This is a genomic window from Psychrobacillus sp. FSL W7-1457, from assembly GCF_038593405.1.
Taxonomy (GTDB): Bacteria; Bacillota; Bacilli; order Bacillales_A; family Planococcaceae; genus Psychrobacillus.
Genome location: NZ_CP151993.1, coordinates 419,957 through 437,984, shown reverse-complemented (window position 1 = coordinate 437,984; position 18,028 = coordinate 419,957). Strand labels below are relative to the sequence as shown.

At 37.5% G+C, this 18,028-nt stretch carries 13 protein-coding genes; 2 read left to right on the top strand and 11 right to left on the bottom strand.

Annotated elements, in window-relative coordinates:
* Window positions 1-381: 381 nt before the first annotated feature.
* Window positions 382-4,143, top strand: a complete 3,762-nt coding sequence (locus NSQ95_RS02185) for a S8 family serine peptidase (RefSeq protein ID WP_340886900.1) — start codon at window positions 382-384, stop codon at window positions 4,141-4,143.
* A gap of 270 nt (window positions 4,144-4,413) precedes the next feature.
* Here the strand turns inward: NSQ95_RS02185 and NSQ95_RS02180 are convergent, their stop codons facing one another.
* The 4 genes from NSQ95_RS02180 to NSQ95_RS02165 form a co-directional block, all read right to left on the bottom strand.
* Complete coding sequence (locus tag NSQ95_RS02180; protein WP_340886898.1) at window positions 4,414-5,403, bottom strand: SEC-C metal-binding domain-containing protein; 990 nt, start codon at window positions 5,401-5,403, stop codon at window positions 4,414-4,416.
* 114 nt (window positions 5,404-5,517) lie between these two features.
* Complete coding sequence (locus NSQ95_RS02175) at window positions 5,518-6,900, bottom strand: HAMP domain-containing sensor histidine kinase (RefSeq protein WP_340886895.1); 1,383 nt, start codon at window positions 6,898-6,900, stop codon at window positions 5,518-5,520.
* Window positions 6,897-7,571: a response regulator transcription factor gene (locus tag NSQ95_RS02170; protein WP_340886892.1), complete on the bottom strand. Its 675-nt coding sequence runs from the start codon at window positions 7,569-7,571 to the stop codon at window positions 6,897-6,899. The genes NSQ95_RS02175 and NSQ95_RS02170 overlap by 4 nt, the downstream gene beginning before the upstream one ends.
* A gap of 146 nt (window positions 7,572-7,717) precedes the next feature.
* On the bottom strand, window positions 7,718-9,820 hold the full coding sequence (locus NSQ95_RS02165; RefSeq protein ID WP_340886889.1) for an MMPL family transporter: 2,103 nt from the start codon (window positions 9,818-9,820) through the stop codon (window positions 7,718-7,720).
* Between the two features lie 192 nt (window positions 9,821-10,012).
* Between NSQ95_RS02165 and NSQ95_RS02160 the strand changes: the two genes are divergently transcribed.
* On the top strand, window positions 10,013-10,411 hold the full coding sequence (locus tag NSQ95_RS02160) for a hypothetical protein (protein ID WP_340886887.1): 399 nt from the start codon (window positions 10,013-10,015) through the stop codon (window positions 10,409-10,411).
* Window positions 10,412-10,462: 51 nt separating this feature from the next.
* Here NSQ95_RS02160 and NSQ95_RS02155 read toward each other — a convergent pair whose 3' ends face one another.
* From NSQ95_RS02155 to NSQ95_RS02125, 7 genes are all read right to left on the bottom strand, one after another.
* Window positions 10,463-11,266 (bottom strand): 3-hydroxybutyrate dehydrogenase, encoded by an 804-nt coding sequence (locus tag NSQ95_RS02155; protein ID WP_340886988.1) that lies wholly within the window; start codon window positions 11,264-11,266, stop codon window positions 10,463-10,465.
* On the bottom strand, window positions 11,244-12,008 hold the full coding sequence (locus tag NSQ95_RS02150) for a 3-oxoacyl-ACP reductase family protein (RefSeq protein ID WP_340886885.1): 765 nt from the start codon (window positions 12,006-12,008) through the stop codon (window positions 11,244-11,246). Before NSQ95_RS02150 ends, NSQ95_RS02155 begins: the two co-directional genes overlap by 23 nt.
* Window positions 12,001-12,948 carry a 3-hydroxyacyl-CoA dehydrogenase NAD-binding domain-containing protein gene (locus NSQ95_RS02145; protein WP_340886882.1) on the bottom strand — a complete coding sequence of 316 codons (948 nt, stop codon included), beginning with the start codon at window positions 12,946-12,948 and terminating at the stop codon, window positions 12,001-12,003. The genes NSQ95_RS02150 and NSQ95_RS02145 overlap by 8 nt, the downstream gene beginning before the upstream one ends.
* 75 nt (window positions 12,949-13,023) lie before the next feature.
* Entirely contained in the window at window positions 13,024-14,346 is a 1,323-nt protein-coding gene (locus NSQ95_RS02140; RefSeq protein ID WP_340886880.1) for an SLC13 family permease, read from the bottom strand.
* 26 nt (window positions 14,347-14,372) lie between these two features.
* Window positions 14,373-15,650 carry a histidinol dehydrogenase gene (gene hisD / locus NSQ95_RS02135; protein WP_340886878.1) on the bottom strand — a complete coding sequence of 426 codons (1,278 nt, stop codon included), beginning with the start codon at window positions 15,648-15,650 and terminating at the stop codon, window positions 14,373-14,375.
* A gap of 112 nt (window positions 15,651-15,762) precedes the next feature.
* A complete protein-coding gene (locus NSQ95_RS02130) occupies window positions 15,763-16,755 on the bottom strand; it encodes a LacI family DNA-binding transcriptional regulator (RefSeq protein ID WP_340886877.1) in 993 nt (330 codons plus the stop codon).
* A 111-nt stretch (window positions 16,756-16,866) separates the two neighbouring features.
* Complete coding sequence (locus tag NSQ95_RS02125; RefSeq protein WP_340886875.1) at window positions 16,867-18,000, bottom strand: MFS transporter; 1,134 nt, start codon at window positions 17,998-18,000, stop codon at window positions 16,867-16,869.
* Between the last annotated feature and the right edge of the window lie 28 nt (window positions 18,001-18,028).

Here is an 18,028-nt window from a genome sequence, read left to right as displayed (position 1 = left end):
AATCACTAAACATTTTCGACAAGTTTCACAAGTACAACCGAACCAAAAGACCTAATCATATATATTTAGCACTATTTTTACAAAATAGGGGGTTTTTTTATTTTTTTCAACAATACGTGAAATAAACTCTTAAGAATCCTACTTCTTTAGACTTATCACGATTCTTTTTACAAAAACAATTATAAATACCTAAACCTTTATAAACCAAATCCAAGACTATGAAATTACTAAAAAAACAAATTAGTGCGACATATTGATTATTTTCCTTCCATACACTCAATTTACTCGTCTTGTCTATACTCTCTCACTCTATTTTAAATGTTCTGAATATATGGTAAGTTCTAGTAGATATATTAAACATATTCAGAGGAGGAAAAGGGATTGGGAATTAAGAAAAAAACTACTATTCTAGCAGTGGTAACATCGCTAATGTTTAGCTCTGCATCATTAGGATTAGCAAGTCCTGTAGCTGCAAAACAGATAGAAAAATCTATCACCAATACTCAAGCGCAGAAAACACCAAGAGTACCAGAAAGGCTACAAGTTCCAGAGAATCCTAGCGAAAAGGTGCGAATCATTGTGGAACTGGAAAAGGCTCCAGCCATTGAGACAGCAACCAAAAAAGGGGTTTTATACAAGAACCTATCGAAATCTGAAAGAAAATCAGTTGAATCTGCTATTGAAACCGATCAACGTAATGTAAAAGACAAAGTTAAAAGAGTTTCAAAAAATATACAATATAAAGAAGAGTTTACTGCAATATTTAATGGATTCTCTGCTGAAGTAGATGCTAGAGACGTTGCAGGGATTGGCCTAATTGATGGCGTCAAAAGAGTCTATGAATCTACAGAATATGACCGTCCAAAAATAACACCTCAAATGGTACATTCTAAGGAACTTGTACAAGCCCAATTGGCTTGGGAGAAATATTCCTTTAAGGGTGAAGGAATGGTTGTTGGTGTCATCGATACAGGAATAGATCCTAACCACCGTGATATGGTCCTATCGGATGAAAATACGGGAGAGATTACTTCTGCAGAAGTAAATGCGTTATTAAATGATGGATCTATTGAACCTGGTTTATTTTTCACTCCAAAGGTTCCATTCGGTTATAACTATATGGATGAAAATACAGAGATTCGAGACATTGGTCCTGATGCTTCCATGCACGGAATGCACGTATCCGGTACAGTAGGTGCTAACGGAGATGAAGAAAATGGTGGTATTAAGGGGGTTGCCCCAGAAGTGCAGCTTCTTGCACTGAAGGTATTTGGTAACGACCCATTATTCCCTTCTACGTATGGAGACGTTTATGTAAAGGCAATGGATGATGCAATTAAACTTGGTGCGGACGCGTTAAACATGTCCCTTGGTTCAACTGCAGGATTTGTAAATAGTGAAAGCCCAGAACAGCAAGCAGTAACTCGCGCGCAAAATAATGGATTACTTGTAGCTATCTCTGCCGGTAATTCTGACATGTTTGGCTCAGGCACTTGGTATCCATATGCTTCTAACCAAGATTATGGTTTAACAGGTTCCCCTTCTGTTTCAGAAGATTCATTTGGAGTAGCTTCCTATGAAAATGATTCAATAACTGCTTCTAGCTTCCAATATGCTTTTGATGGAACTGATGCTGGACGAGCAATGTTCTTACTGGCAAATGATAAGGAGCCTGCTGATTTACCTGGCGATTCCTACGAGGTTGTTGAAGCTGGATTTGGTACACCAGAGGATTTCGCTAGTAAAGATGTAGCGGGTAAATTTGCTTTAGTTTCTCGTGGCAGTATTTCATTTGTCGAAAAGGGCTTAAATGCGCAAGAAGCTGGCGCGATTGGAGTTATTGTATATAACAATGCAGCAGGAACTATTAATATGGCTTCTGACCCTGCGATTCGTATTCCATTTATGTCTGCCTTACAAGCTGACGGACTAGCTATCAAAGCTGGAATTGATGCTGGCCAAAGAGTAACTGTTTCATTTGATGGTAAATATATTGATACACCAAACCCTACTAAAGGTAAGATGAGTTCATTTACTTCTTGGGGTCCAACTCCTAACTTAGATTTTAAACCTGAGATTACTGCTCCTGGTGGAAATATCTTCTCTACGTTGAACGATAATAATTACGGATTAATGAGTGGTACATCCATGGCAGCTCCACACGTAGCTGGTGGTACAGCATTAGTATTAGAGCGTGTAAATGAAGAATTTGGTTTGACTGGCGCAGATCGTGTTCAGTTTGCTAAAAACCTTATGATGAATACTGCAAAGCCAATTGAATTAAAAGCTGGCGAATATGTATCACCTCGTCGCCAAGGAGCAGGGATTATGCAACTTGCTAATGCTTTAGAAACGGATGTCTTAGTTACTAATAGTGCAACAGGTGAAGCTAAAGTAGCATTAAAAGAAATTAGTGGAAATCAATTTAACTTCTCTTTAAAAGCTAAGAACTATAGCAATGAAGCAAAAACTTATAATGTGGATGTACAATTACAAGTAGACCGTCCAGTGAACGCTGGAGCTAACTACGTAACGATTCCAAATAACGAAACTTATGGTTCTTATGTTTTAGAAGAATCAGATGCTGACGTGTCAGCACCAACGACTGTCACAGTTCCTGCAAATGGAGAAACTACTATTCAGGTATCAGTAGACGCTTCTAACTCTGAGTGGTTAAAGCAATACTTCTCTAATGGTTACTTCATCGATGGATTCGTGCGTTTAGTCGATCCTTCTGAAGAAACTTCTGGAAATGTGCCATTAACTGTTCCATTCTTTGGTTTTAATGGATCTTGGGATGATGCTTCTATTTTTGATGAATTCCTATGGGAAGATTTAACGTACTGGGGATTCCAAGGGTTAGCTGACGATAAAGGGAACTTTATCAATGGGTCCACTTTAAATGAAGAATTTGATCCTACTAAATTTGCTTTCTCCCCTAACGGAGATGGAACTTTAGACAAAGTCATTCCTGTATATTCACTAATGCGTAACGTCAAGGATCTTCAAATTAATGTGTTAGATGCAAATGGGAAAAAATTACGTACCATTCGCACGGAAAAGTATTTAAGAAAACACTATATTTCTACTAACGCATATACATTCTCAAATGCTAATGCTTGGGACGGTATGATTAACGGTAAACCTGCTGCAGATGGACAATATAAGATTCAGCTACGAGGAGTTATCGATTATGCAGGTGCTGAGTGGCAAACTATTGAGTATCCTATTATCTTAGATACAAAAGCTCCTACAGCTGAAATTGCATTTGACTTAGAAACAAAAACACTTACTGTAGCTAATGCAAGCGATCAAGGTGTTGGAATTGATCGTATTGAAGTGTACTTGAATGATGAAGAAATTACAGAAGCAGCAACACTTGAAAGCTATGTAATAGAACAGGCTAAAGCTGGAGATAAGGTAACCGTTAAAGTATGGGATATCGCTGGTAACTCAACAGTAGAAGAAATTACTGTAGAGGAAGCACCTGAAACGGAACCGGCTCCAGAAAAAGAAACAAAAGAACCTGTAATCTACATCCAATCACCTGAGTTTTTCGGTTACTATCAAACAGGTGAAGTGTTAGTTCAAGGTACAGTGGAAGACGATTCTAAGATTAAATCATTAAAGATCAATGGAGTACCAGCTAGTTCATTTGACGGTAAAGCATTCTCTCATACATTATCCTTTAAAGACGGGGTACAAAGTGTGAACGTAGAAGCTATAGACGAATTTGATAATAAAATGGCTATTACTCGCAAAATTATTGTAGATAGTAAAAAACCGACTGTAGAAGCAGTTAAAAAATCTCTTCCAAAAGGTAAATTAGATGCGGATGCAGAAAATCCTGTCATCCAAGTTAAGGTTGGAGATAACTTTGATGAAGTTCGCCTATATCTAAATGATAGCGAAGTCTTCTATCGACCAGTTTCGTCACCATATGCAATGAATGGCTATAGCGAAACGATTGACGTAGAACTACCTTTAGAGCCAGGTAATAATGAATTTGTTTTAAAAGTAGTAGATTTAGTAGGCCATGAAACTACGCAAACTATTACAGTAGAAAAGAAAGAGAATGGTAAGGGTAATGACAAAGACAAAGGTAAAGATAAAGATAAAGGAAAAGGTAATGGGAAGAATTAGTTCTACCTAATCCTCAAGGGTTTCATGAACTCTTCCCACATAAAAGTAAGCTCCGGAAATTTACGAACTGTAAATTTTCGGAGCTTTATTTTTTTCACCTTAAATAGACATCCATACAGGTGATGCTGATTTTCGCTACCTTAAATCATAAGAAGCTAGCCAGTTGAAAATTGAAAAATCAAAAAAGGGTTGGAAATCGAAATGGTTTCCAACCCTTTTGCTTACAGTCTGAGGCTATGTAGATTCTAGATAGCCTTTACCTATTTATATTTATACTACTTTTTCTTCGTAATACGCTAATAACTCATTATAGTATTTGTTTAAAGAAGATGTTGAAACTTCAAATGTCTCGGCAATTTCTTTAACCGTTAAGTCTAATGGCTCAAAGAAACCTTTATCTTGTCCAAATCTAATAGCCCCTGCAGCAATTGCCACTTCTTTTCTAGCATTGGGTTGCTGCTCAAACAAATAATCTTCTACCACTTCGATCAATTTTGTATAGTCACGCTTATTTTTTTCTAAAAAATCCATTGCCTGTTGAAGTACTCCAGCTTCGAAGAAGGTATACTCTCCTCCCTGGTAGCCGTTTTTACCAAGAGCAATCCAGAGCTTCAAGCCATTTTCCTTAAGAAACTCTTTGGCTATCGTATCATTGAGGGATTTAAATTCTTTCGTAAAATCCTCAAATACTAGCTTATGATCGGTAGGGAAGAACACAAGACTTGAAACAGCTAAGTAATGGTTGTTTTCTTGGCCATCGGGCAGGATGAAACAATATATATGCATTCCAGTCGGAACTGGCTTGTCGTTTTCTCTTCTAAGCAAAATTATTTCGTCCGTCAATATATGTTTGACTGTTAAATACTCTGCCTCAACAGCAGTTACCTCTCCAACAAAAGCACGTGGCTCACTCCAGCTATCCAACACATTTAACGTGGACGGTCTTGCTATTTTCTTTCGTTGCTTTTCTACATAACCGGTCCAAATATCTAAACGTTGGTGAAAGAAGAATTCATCCATTGCTATTGCTTCTATCATTTCCTGCTCCATAAAACTCTTTAAGGGTTTAATCCAATCAGCAGCAAACTCTCCAAATGCAGCATAATCCTTTCTTTCTGGATACTCGTCATAGAAGGTCTGAAGGACACGCTCCAATTCTTCCGTTTTAACTTCCTCTATAGAAATAGTCTGTTTAGACTCACAGCATTTTTTATATTTTTTCCCACTACCACATGGACAAGGATCATTTCGTCCTATCATTTAAAACACTTCCTTCTTATATGCTAAGTGCTTATTTTAACACGAATTTCATCTTAAATTAAGTTCTCCCCACGATAAGCAATGAAATAGTTAAATGGAACGTCTAAATCCGGTTTAATAAGCTATTTGTTTAGGTAACAAAATAACAAATAAGGTCCCCTCGTTTATATTGCTTGTCACTTCTATTTTGCCTTTATGCAATTCAACAATTTCTTTTACAATTGCAAGACCTAGACCTGAGCCTTCCTTTGTTCTAGATGAATCTATACGGTAGAATCTCTCAAAGATTTGATCTATTTCTTCTTCCTTCATACCAATTCCGCTGTCTTGGAAGGAAATCCTTACATAGTCACTACCGTCTATCACTTTAATGGAAATTTCACCTTCTGCTACATTATATTTAATAGCATTCGTTAGCACGTTATCCCATACGTTTTCCAATAAATCTATATCTCCATAATACATAACGGGTTCCATCTCATAAGAAAGATCCATATTCTGCTCTTCTATTCGCCATCTATACTTGTAAATGACCTTTTTAAGCTGTTCATCTAATCTAAAATCAGATTTCCTTACTGGTCTTGCAGATTGGTCAAGAGAAGTTAACAACAAAAGTTGCTTGGTGAGATTGGACAATCTTTTTGCCTCCTGATCAATCACCTGAATATAATCTTCTCTTTCTTCCTTACTAAGGTCGGTTGATTTTAAAAGGTCGGCGTACCCTTGTATATTCAAAAGAGGCGATTGGAAGTCATGGGACACATTACTTATAAATGCCTTTCTTGCCTCATCGTTAAGCTCAAGCTGTTTAACCATGTTAGAGAAATTTCTAGCTAGCTGTCCAAGCTCGTCGTTACGGGTAATATCTAATTCCACTCGATAATTCTCCACCATTACATGTTTGGTTGCATCATTCAATTGTTTAATTGGTTTAACAAGTTGCTTAGCCAGTAATAGCATAGAAGTAAGAATTATTACTGCAAGTGCGAGTAGGAAGCCTAACAGCAATAGATGCATATCAGAGAACAGTAGCTGGTTATTTGGACGAATAAATAAACCGTAAACTATACCTTCATGCTCGAAGGGAATACCAACAGTATTTCTAACACTATTTGCATAATGATTAAAGATAAAAAACTTACCTTGATAATCACGCATCCCATGATAAATATTTCCATTTAATACTTCCAAACGAATTTCTTCTGGTAGCTCAGTATCTTGAAATGGTTCACCATAAGAATATTCTTCTTCATTTTCATTAATGACATATGCCTGATAACCCAACTTAGTTATGGATTCTAGGTAGTTATTGAAGCCCCCTCCATGCATTTTTTCTAAGACGGAAGTAATTTCTATAGCCACTCCAACGTTTTTCTCATCATTCTTTTCTTTAATTTGTATATTATAAACGATACTTACAATTAGAAAACCAGCTAGAATACTAATACCAATAATAAACAAAGTGGCTAAAGTATATTGTCTATACAAGGATCTCATGGTTCTATCACATCCAGCTTATAACCAAGACCGCGTACTGTCTGAATCTCTATCCGAGCCTTCGCTTTCTCTAATCGTTGTCTTAAACGCTTAATATGTGTATTTAATGTTTGGTCGTCTCCTTCATAATCGTAGCCCCACACTTTTTCCATTAAACTAGTTCTTGTGAAAACTTGTTCTGGCTTAGAGGATAATACACTTAAAAGCTCGAACTCCTTTAAAGGCAGTAAGAGGGTCTGTTTACCTACGGTGACCTCATGGGTAGAGCGATTAATAGTTACGTTACCAATTACCATAATTGGCTTAAAGGTCTTGTCCAGTCTACGTAATATCACTGCAATTCTATAAAGTAATTCCTTTGGCTCAAAAGGCTTTACTAAATAGTCATCTGAGCCTGCTAAAAAGCCTTGTTCCTTATCTTCTAATGCTCCTTTAGCAGTCAATAAAATTACCGGGATATCATATTCTTCACTTAAAATTCTCGTCAAAGCAAAGCCATCCATCCCCGGCATCATTACATCTACTACAGCTAAATCTGCCCAATCATCCTTTAATAAAGAGAGGGCCTCTTCCCCATTTTTAGCTGTCATTACTTCATAACCTGCCCTCTTTAAATGAATCATAACTAATGTCTGTATATTTACATCATCATCTACTACAAGGATATTCATGGATCTATGCCACCTTCTTTAATGCCTGTTTTAAAAGAGGGTGTTTTGTAAGTTACCTTACGAAACACCCTCTAATTGTTTTAAGTTATTATAACAGCTTACAGCTTGCCTGTCGGGGCAGGGATAGGCGCCTACGCTTTTCTCGTCTACTTCTTATCTTTTTCGAATAGGAGTATTAGAGCTGGTAGAAGCATTCCGCGAACTAGGAATGTGTCTATAATAATCCCTATTGATACGATGAAGCCAAAGACGAATAAATCTGCTATTGGCATAGTTGTTAGTGCCGCAAATGTTGCCGCAAGGATGATACCAGCGGAAGAAATTACTCCACCTGTATTACGTATCGCAATTTCCAAAGCGTCTTTCACCTTGTAAGTTTTACGTTCTTCTATGAACCTGGAGACTAAAATTATATTGTAGTCGATCCCAAGTGCAACTAAGAAGATGAAGGCATAAACTGGAACTCGTGTGCTTACTGCCTCATAACCAAATAACACATCTACAAGGAAAATCCCTAATCCTAATGCTGACAGATAGGAAAGAAGAATAGTTGCCATCATGTATAGAGGCATTTTCCATGATCGAGTCATTACGAATAATAGGATTACTATTAATAATGTTTCCAATAATACTATCTTATAGATATCACTGGTGTTAGTTTCCCGCTCGTCTACAAGCTTAGCAGTAGTACCAGCAAAATGAATATCTCCATCAATTTGTGCAGCCTTGAGTATATCCTCACCACTAGTACGCATATCACCCAATTGATCCATTGCTTCAGTAGAATAAGGGTTAATATCAAAGGCTAGACTATATTTTACTAAGGATTGTTCTTCATTAGCATTAGTTAACCGCACAGAAGCTACATGCTCTTGCTCCTCAAGTAAGACTCTTAAGTCTTCTACTTGATCATCTGAAAGGTTTGAATTACTTTCTACTAAAATAGACGTGGGAGCTAGCTCACCTTTGTCAAAGTTAGATTCAACTATTTCATAACCCTCACGAGAAGGTAGGTCTTCTGGGAATGACTTAACAGTATCAAATTCAAATTTTAGATTAAACATATTTAAAGCCGTGACAACCATCAAGACAAAGACAAGACCACCTGTTAAAAATGGTTTGTTAACAACAAATTTAGCAACTGGCCCCCATATGCCATGCTTTACTTCTTTTTGGGCTCCATACTTTGGTACTTTTGGCCAAAATGCTTTGCGACCAAACAAAGTAAATAAGGCAGGCACTAATGTAATGGAAGCAATCATAATAATAAATACAGCTGTCCCAAAAATTGGTGCAAAGTTTTGATAATCACGGAAATCAGCAAAGAATAGAACAAGCATAGCAGCTAGGACTGTTCCTCCAGCAAAGAATACTGGTTCACCAGTAGCACGCATTGCATATTTCATTGCTTCATATTTACTTTCATAATGATTCAATTCTTCGCGATAACGTGAGAATACGAATAACGAATAATCAATTACAGCTGCAAACAATAAAATACTCATAATCGAAGTAGTAGAGTTATTAATTTCTAACCCACCTGCTCCCAAAAGGGCAATCGTTTGGTTTGCTACCTGATAAACGATAACAGTTGCTAACAATGGGATAAATGCCAGCAATGGTGATCTATAAATAACTATTAATAATATTAAAATTATAACTATAGTAGCAAGTAACAATTGGATATCTGCCTGTTCAAATAGCTTTACAGTATCTCCTGCAATACCTGCAGGTCCCGTAATATAAAACTGTGTATCCCCTGTACTTTCAGCTATATCGTTCCCTATCTTGGAAGCTTCATCATTAATCTCGGCATATTGATCATTTCCTAAGCCAGCCTCAAGATTCATAGGTACAATCATAGTTGAACCGTTCTCAGAGATAAAAGATGCTAGTGCTTGTTCTGGTAATGAAGCAATATCAACGATGGTGTCAATCCCATCAATATTTGCTTGTTGAATACCTTCAAGAATACTTTTTACACTTTCAACATTTACTTCTCCATCCTCGTTATGAAAAACTAGGATTCCAGGGGTCCCTTGATCATTAGGGAAGTATTCATCTAACTTTTCACTGGCAATTATAGAAGCTGCATCGTCAGGTAGAGATTGAAAATTAGTTACCTTATACTCTCCAAGTTGTGGCCCAGCACTTAATCCAATCATGAGGACTAACCAAGCAATAATGGTAATCCACATGCCTCGTTTAGTTGAGACCCAGTCAGTAATTGGGTGTAATAGTTTTTTCATATGAGCGCTTTTCCTCCTTCAAAATTTCTATCAAATAGTTAGTTTACAGAAGGTATATGAACTCTCTATGAACTTTCCTTTTACTTTTATATTCTTTCTAATCAAATTTGAAATATTCAAGTCAAAGTAAATTTACCACTTGTGGAAAAGATATTTAATCATTAAACTGAGGCTTTGAGAGGAGAGATAATAATGGAAAAAACTTGGAGTATAAGATTAATTCGTTTTGCAGCATTATTTGGACTGATTGGAACTTATATTGGTTCGCATATGGCAGGTCAGATGGACTACTCACTAAGACCAATACACGCTCACGTACTTTTAGTAGGATGGCTATCTGTCTTTGCATGGGGAATTTTCTATCAAGTATTTACAGTCAAACATAAGTGGATGGTAACTGTACAAAGTATTAGTGCCATGATAGGTGCATTAGGATTAACAGTTGGCATGTGGATGTATAATCTAAATCCCTTTGACCTAAATGAAACACTGGTTATGGTCTTCTTTATCGTAGGGGGAACTGTTTTACTTTTTGCATTCTTTATGTTCTTAGTTATTACCTTCTTCGTTGAAAAATCAAGTAAAGCATAAACAATTTAGGTTATTATATAGAAAAAGGCCCCTAAAATTAAGGGCCTTTTATTATTGGGCTGTATAGCCACCATCTAAAACAATTGCCTGGCCTGTCATCCCTTTGGCAGATTCACTTGCCACATACAAAGCTAAGTCAGTAATTTCTTGAACGTCTAATAATCTTCTTTGGGGAACTAGGGGATACAATACTTCTTCCAGTACCTGCTCCACATTAATATTTCTCGTTCTAGCTAAATCTTCAAATTGGTTGCGTACAAGCAATGTATCCACATAGCCTGGGCATATTGCATTAACTGTAATTCCATCAGCTGCAGCCTCTAATGCCGCTACCTTAGTTAAACCGATCACTCCATGCTTAGCTGAATTATAGGCGGCCTTTCCTGCAAATCCTATCAAGCCGTTTATAGAAGCCATATTAATAATCCGGCCAAATCGCTGCTTTTTCATGTGTGGTAATGCATATTTCATAGCTATAAAAGGAGCTGTTAGCATTATTTTTATTAATAGCTCGAACTTTTCTGTCGGGAATTCTTCTATTAATGAAACATGCTGCATACCTGCATTATTTATCAATATATCTATTCTTCCAAAGGAATCTACTGTAGATTCAATGGCGTTCTTAATGTCCTCTTCTTTCGTTACATCACAGACAAGACCCTTTACTTGCCCATTTAGAGTGGAGACAGCCTCGTCTAATGCTACTTTATTCAAATCTGAAATAACTACGCTTGCTCCTGCCTCTAAAAATGCCTTAGCGACATCATAGCCAATACCTCTGGCAGCCCCAGTTATAAATACTACTTTACCCTTCAATTGAATTCCTCCAATCTTAAATTGCAGTCCATCCACCATCAACCTTTAAAGTTTCTCCTGTCACGAAATTCGCCAAATCAGAGGCTAAATACAGCACTGCTCCAGAAATATCCTTTGGCTGCGAAAGTCCCTTTAAGAGAATTCTATTTTCGACATCCCTTTTAAAATCTTCATCTTCAAACATTTTAGCAGTTAACTCTGTTTCTATAAAGGTAGGTGCCACAGCGTTAACGTTAATACCAAGCTTAGCCCATTCAACTGCCAACGCCTTTGTTAGTTGAACTAGACCTCCTTTACTAGAACAATATGCTGCTCTATTGTAATAGCCTACAAAGGCCATTTGAGAGGCTATATTTATAATTTTACCATTTCTTTGTTTACTCATAAATTTAGCCGCTGCCTGACTTGTAAAGAACGCAGACTTTAAATTTAAGTCTAAGACAGTATCCCAGTCATTCTCCGTTACTTCTAATGCAGGCTTTGCAATATTAACTCCTGCATTATTGATAAGTACATCAATTGTTCCAAACTCTTTTACTGTCGTCTCTATTAAATTATTTATGTTCTCCATTTTACTTAAATCACCTTGAACAGAGATGCAACGATCGTTATAGCCTTGTAGGTCCTTCAGCGTTTCCTCTAATGCCATACCTTCTCGTCCGGAGATCACCACATTAGCTTTTAGCTTAGCAAATGTAAGGGCTATATCTTTCCCTATTCCTTTGCTACCCCCTGTTACAATTACAGTTTTATGCTCTAATTCAGAAAAGAAGTTATTCATCGCTACCTCCTAAATTCATGTCTCCCTTAAGAAAATGAATTAACATCTGTTCACGTTCTACATTTTTAAGCTGTGAAAATTGCTCGTCCCATGTATAGAAGCCTTCTCCACTTTTGTCTCCAAGCTTATTCTCTTCCACTAACTGTGTAAGCACTCTACCGGATTTTTGATCGGTGCTCAAGTCCTCAAAAAGATAATTTGAGATAGCAGAAAAAACATCAAGACCTCCCATATCCGCAGTCATTAAAGGGCCTGTTACCGGAAGACGACGCCCAATACTATATGTTACCGCTGCATCGATGTCCTCTTTAGTTGCTACCCCTGCATCAAGTAGGGATTGTGCTTCCCGAAATAACGCGTACTGTAAGCGATTCCCTATAAATCCTGGAATCTCTCTGTTTAATAAAACCGGTTTCTTCTTCATATGCTGAAGTACTTGCATAGCTCGCTGAACCGTACCGTTATCTGTCTTTTCACCCTTTACTACTTCAACCAAAGGAATTAGATGACCGGGATTCCAAAAGTGTGTAACAACAAAACGATTAGGATGATCCATTCCCTCTGCCAATAAACTTGGCATAAAGCCAGATGTATTGCTTGCTATAATAACATCCTTACCCACTAGGGCCTCTAATTTTTTATACATATTTTTTTTAAGATCTAGTACTTCAGGTATTACTTCAATAATAAAGGTTGTCTCTTTTACAACCTCTTTTAGAGATAGAGATAACTTAATGAGGTCCATAATGCGTGCTGCTTCCTTTTCATCAAACAAACCATTATCCTTCATTACTTTTATTTTATTTTGAAGGCCTTTTTTAGCAATCTCCAGATCTTGCTCATTAACTCCATATACTTTTACATGCAACCCTGCCCATGCTGCGGATAAAGCAATGGAGTGTCCCATTGTTCCACACCCTAGAATTGATACATTTTCCATTTTTTCACGCCCCTAATATGTATTTAAAACCAATACCCAACAAGCAAATGCAACACTGCTAGTTGGGTATTGTAATTATATCCCTATGCCAAAAGAGAAAAGAATGACAGCTAATATTACACCTAGAATCGGCACAACAACTGTTAAAGCTCCAAAGGCCGGATAAGCATCCTTATGTGTTTCCCCACAGATTGAACGAATAGTCGTAACTACATAGCCCCCTTGAGGTAAAGAGTCTAGAGAGCCAGAAGAAATCGCAACCGTTCTGTGAAGTGCTTCTGCATTTACACCTAAATCTAAATAATGTGGTGCTAATAGTGGCAAGGCGATAGCCTGTCCACCTGAAGACGAACCCGTTAAACCAGCTATAACAGCCACGGCTAATGCTCCACCAATTAGTGGACTACCTGGTATACCAGTCATTACATCAACTGCTGATTCGAACGCGGGAGTAACCTTTACTACACCACCAAAGCCTACAACTGCGGCAGTATTAGCAATGGCAATAACAGCACCCATTGCTCCTTCAGCAACTGCACCACCGAAATTTTGAAAATACTTTCTGTTAATCAGATAGGTTGCTAGAATCCCCCCCGTCAATGCAAGGATTAATGCCGAGGTTTCCAATTCCTTATGTAAGAAAAATGAAATAATTAATACTACACCTAACGGAATCATGCTTAGTAATGGATTGGGCAATTCTTTACGAGCAACCGTGGTTACATCAGTTTCCCTGCTTACAAACGTTTCGCCATTATCCATTGCTTTCTTAATCATTTTCTTCAGCCACCAATAACCAAAAGCCATCATGAAGACTGCTACTATAAAGCTGACTTCCCATCCTGCATAAGGGGAAGTCTTTAAATATTGGACAGGAATCCAGTTTTGAATTTCTGGTGATCCTGCCGATGTCATCGTGAAGGTTGTAGAACCAAAGCCAAGAGCAGCCGGTATAAAGCGTCTTGGTAAATCTGCTTGCTTAAATAAACTCAAAGCCATTGGATATACCGAGAAGGCTACTACAAATAAACTTACTCCCCCATAAGTTAGAACAGCACATGCGATTACTACAGCAAGCGCTGCACGCTTGATACCAATTTTACTAACAATCCATTGGGAAACGCTATCTGCTGCACCACTATCCTCCATGACTTTACCAAAAATGGCACCTGCTAAGAACATTAACCACCAGGAAGCTATGAAGCTAGTAAAGCCTCCCATATAATTAGTTAAGAAATTGTCAGCACCTTTCTCTACAAGCTGTGGAAACAATGGAAGTCCATTCAATACCCCAACTAACAGAGCAGTGAGTGGTGCCGCAATTAGAAGGTTCATCCCCTTCATAGTTAAATAAATCAATAACGCTAGACCACCAAATAATCCTATGAAACCTAACATCCTTTTTCCCCCTTCACCCCTACGAACTATTTATTTCCGTAACGTCTTACTCTTAATAGCGCCTGCTCGGCGTGGCCAGCAAAGTTCTCTAACTGACATAAACGTGCAGCATATTCCCCAATATAAGCACTTGCCTCAGGTGTTACCTTTTGATAAGTTACTGTTTTAATAAATTTACCTACCCATAAGCCGCCCGTATACCTTGCAGCACCCTTTGTTGGCAACGTATGATTCGTGCCAATTACTTTATCCCCGTAGGCTACATTTGTTTCTGGTCCTAAGAAAAGACAGCCATAGTTCGTCATATTTTCTAAAAAATAATCTGGGTCTTCTGTTAAAATTTCGACATGCTCGAACGCTAAACGATCAGCTTCTATTCTAGCTTCTTCAATAGAATCTACTAATAGAATTTGTCCATAATCTTCCCAAGAGACTCTAGCCACATCGGCTGTAGGTAAAATTTTTAGCTGACGCTCAATCTCAACTAACGTTTCTTCAGCCAATTTCTCTGAAGTAGTTATTAAAGCACCTGGAGAAGTTGGTCCATGTTCACCTTGTCCAAGAATATCTGTAGCAACCATTTCAGCATCTGCTGTATGGTCCGCTACAACTAAGGTTTCAGTCGGACCAGCAAATAAGTCAATTCCAACTCGACCATAAAGCTGACGTTTTGCTTCAGCTACAAATGCATTACCAGGTCCAACTATCATATCTACCGGTTGAATAGTCTCAGTCCCAATTGCCATTGCACCCATTGCCTGAATACCTCCTAGCAAATAGATCTCATCTGCCCCTGCCAACGACATAGCAGCGATAGTAGCATAAGGAATTTCTCCATTAATAGGAGGAGTACATGCAATTACTCTTTTCACCCCAGCAACTTTTGCAGTTAATACGCTCATATGAGCTGAGGCAACCATTGGATACCGCCCACCAGGTATATAACAGCCTACGCTATTTACTGGGATATTTTTATGTCCTAAAATTACTCCTGGAATATTTTCTACTTCTACATCCTGAAGAGATGCGAGCTGTGCTTCTGCAAATTCCCGAATATTTTTTTGAGCAAATTTTATATCCTCAATTACCTCTGACGGTACTTGAGCTACCATTTCTTCAATTTGCTTGCTTGATAAACGGAATGATTCAGGTGACCACTTATCAAACTTTTCCGATAACTCACGAACAGCTTGATCACCCCTAGCTTCTACGTCATGCAAGGCCTCTGAAACTATTTGAGATACTTTTAAATCATTAGCGCTCACTTCTTCTTGTGACTTTCCAGACTTAATTACTTTCACCATTTGTAATTCCTCCCCTTTGTTTGAAAACGCATTCATAAAAACGCAATTCACTTTGCATACGTATGCAAAAATATATACAAGTAAGATTATTCTAAAAACATAAATTAGTCAACTATTTATATGTTGAATTACGAACAATTAATCTTCCATCAATCTCTATATTTTGGGTCTGACCAGAGTATTCGCTGATTTCGGCGGTTAAATAGTCAACTGTTACGTTTACCATTTCATTTATCGGCTGCTCCCAAGTAGTTAAACTATAAGAAGGCCAAGCGGACATCTCAATATTGTCGAACCCCACAACCTTCACGTCATCTGGAACTGATATATGATGTTTTTTTAAAGAATCCATCACTCCTAGAGCCATAATATCATTCGCCACGAATATCGCTTCGGGTACTTTTCCCTGAGAAACTACTTTCTCGATTGTTTTATACCCACCCTCATAAGTAAAATCAGAAATATATTTTTTATACTCCACTTTATTTTCTTTTAATACCGTTACAAAGCCTTTTTCTCTCTCTATACTAGTCGATGTGTTTTCATTGCCAGAAATATAAATCATATTAGAGCAACCTGCCTCCAATAAGTAATGTGCAATTTGTTTACTCGCTTCTAAATTGTTACAGCATACAGAATAAAACTTATTACCATCAATCTTTCTATTAAACAAAGCCAAAGGAATTCTGTTATTAAATAGATCCTCGTTTGCTTGCAAAGACAACGTGGCATCCGTAATAATGACACCTGCAACATTATAGTTAAGTAATATATCAATATCCTCCTGTTGAATCTCATCGTTATTTGTATACACAAATAAAATGCTGTAGCCCAACTTTTTAAATGCAGTTGTAAATTGCTTTAATACCTGTGGATAAAAAGGATTCTGGACCCCCTTCATAACTAAGCCAATTATTTTCGTTCTATTTGTAATTAGACTACGGGCAAATTCATTCGGTCTATAACCTAATTCCTTAGCAGCAGCCATTACCTTCTCACGAGTTTTTTGAGACACAGTCGCCCCTTTAAAATAAACACGCGAGACAGAAGATTGAGAAACGCCGGCAAGCTTCGCAACATCCTTTGCAGTAACTCCCTGATTCATCTTACTCACTACTTTCATAAAAGTTTAATTATTTCAAACTATACAATAATATTGTTTTTTTGGAAATAATAAACACTAACCTCTACTAAAGATTAGTGTTTACCAACAGCTTTAATCTTCACCTTTCTTCCCCTTAAACAACAACGATCCTCCCACTAGAAAAACACCACTAAAAAGAAACACGCCTGCCATTCCAACAGAGCCTCCAATTACACCAAAAAAAGCTGGAGCAATTAGCTGAAATAAGCGATTTATAGTTATTCGTAGTCCTAAAACTTCCCCTGTCCTTTCTGGTGGAGATGCATTATAAGTCGTTGTCATGGAGATTGGCTGTCCGCACCCTAAGCCTAACCCCATCATAATAGCAAGAAAAGCAATTACAAGAACGGAGCTTGTCAAAGGTAACAATAAAAAGGCAATCCCTGCGACAAATATGGATACGAATAAGATAAATTCCCTCTTATATATTTCTAAAAGCTTTGGTAAAACAAAACGTACAAACATGGTTGCTAATCCCTGGAGCGCTATGATCCAACCTATTGTAGACGTAGACAAGTTCATTTGCTTTCCTAATAACGGAAAGTAGGCAACAAAGATGTCTTTTGAATAAAGAACTAAGGCACTGGAGAACAATGCCCTTCTTATTAACGGGCTTTCTAATAGCTTTATAGAGTCAATCATTTTAGTTGGTTTCCTATGTATTTGTTGCTCTGCCTTAGGGATTTTTAAAGAAAAGATAATACCAGCTAATCCTATCCCCACGCATACTATATAAACAATTTGAAAGGATATATGTTCAGATAAGTATCCACCCATGAGAGGACCTACTACAGCTCCAAAAGCAACACACAAACTGAACATACTGAAATAATAATCTCTGTTTTTCTTAGTCGTTTGGTGACCTAACTGATTTTGTAAGGCAATAGGTATACTTATATTCCCTATCCCTAACAGTAACTGACTTGCAAACAAAGACCATATAGTAGAAAAAGCAGCAGGAACAATCATACCGGCTATAAGGCTAACAAACCCGATAATAATAGGGAGCCTATCTCCTATTTTATCTATTATTTTGCCGGCATGAATTGAAAATATTAATGGTAAAAAGGCAAATGTAGAGGTTAGAATACCAATGATCCAAATAGATGCCCCATACTCGTCGGCTGAGAGTGTAATGACTGGCCTAGTTGCGTTTACTACAGTATGAAATAAGAATATTAATAGCAAAACTCCTTTTAGATTCATATATCTCCCCTCAATCGCATTATGTATA

Bases quoted from the DNA above. Each gene is read 5' to 3' on its own strand.
- NSQ95_RS02180 (WP_340886898.1), bottom strand. From the start codon at position 5,403: ATGATAGGACGAAATGATCCTTGTCCATGTGGTAGTGGGAAAAAATAT.
- NSQ95_RS02175 (WP_340886895.1), bottom strand. From the start codon at position 6,900: ATGAGATCCTTGTATAGACAATATACTTTAGCCACTTTGTTTATTATT.
- NSQ95_RS02170 (WP_340886892.1), bottom strand. From the start codon at position 7,571: ATGAATATCCTTGTAGTAGATGATGATGTAAATATACAGACATTAGTT.
- NSQ95_RS02165 (WP_340886889.1), bottom strand. From the start codon at position 9,820: ATGAAAAAACTATTACACCCAATTACTGACTGGGTCTCAACTAAACGA.
- NSQ95_RS02160 (WP_340886887.1), top strand. From the start codon at position 10,013: ATGGAAAAAACTTGGAGTATAAGATTAATTCGTTTTGCAGCATTATTT.
- NSQ95_RS02155 (WP_340886988.1), bottom strand. From the start codon at position 11,266: ATGGTGGATGGACTGCAATTTAAGATTGGAGGAATTCAATTGAAGGGT.
- NSQ95_RS02150 (WP_340886885.1), bottom strand. From the start codon at position 12,008: ATGAATAACTTCTTTTCTGAATTAGAGCATAAAACTGTAATTGTAACA.
- NSQ95_RS02145 (WP_340886882.1), bottom strand. From the start codon at position 12,948: ATGGAAAATGTATCAATTCTAGGGTGTGGAACAATGGGACACTCCATT.
- NSQ95_RS02140 (WP_340886880.1), bottom strand. From the start codon at position 14,346: ATGTTAGGTTTCATAGGATTATTTGGTGGTCTAGCGTTATTGATTTAT.
- hisD (WP_340886878.1), bottom strand. From the start codon at position 15,650: ATGGTGAAAGTAATTAAGTCTGGAAAGTCACAAGAAGAAGTGAGCGCT.
- NSQ95_RS02130 (WP_340886877.1), bottom strand. From the start codon at position 16,755: ATGAATCAGGGAGTTACTGCAAAGGATGTTGCGAAGCTTGCCGGCGTT.
- NSQ95_RS02125 (WP_340886875.1), bottom strand. From the start codon at position 18,000: ATGAATCTAAAAGGAGTTTTGCTATTAATATTCTTATTTCATACTGTA.